The organism is Aeromonas sp. LsrichE-8G (assembly GCF_022869435.1).
In the GTDB taxonomy this organism is placed as follows: Bacteria; Pseudomonadota; Gammaproteobacteria; order Enterobacterales; family Aeromonadaceae; genus Aeromonas; species Aeromonas caviae.
Map to the genome: position 1 here is coordinate 1 of NZ_JALIHH010000164.1, position 293 is coordinate 293.

The window sequence follows — 293 nt, forward strand, 5'->3', positions numbered from 1 at the left end:
CACCCTGCTGTCGCCGTGCATCATATTGATATTGCCTCCTTCTGGCCAGGTTATACCGTCATCGCCCAAGCGCTTTCTGCCAACCATCACACCCTGTTTACCCTTGAGCCTCGCGCCGACTTCTTGCCCCGTTGTCGCCGATGCCTACAACCCACGCCATTGATCCACGACCAACGTATCCGCCGGGTGCGTGAGCGAGACCTATTTGACCGACAAGTCTGGTTACAACTGCCTGTTCGCCGCGTCGACTGTCTGCGCTGTGGTCGCGTCAGTGAACATATCGACTGGCTCCC

The 293-nt window shown here is 58.0% G+C and carries 1 pseudogene; it reads left to right on the forward strand.

The features are described from left to right. Positions 1 to 15 precede the first annotated feature (15 nt). Positions 16 to 293: pseudogene (locus tag MUW49_RS18125) on the forward strand (ISL3 family transposase); the annotation flags it as partial.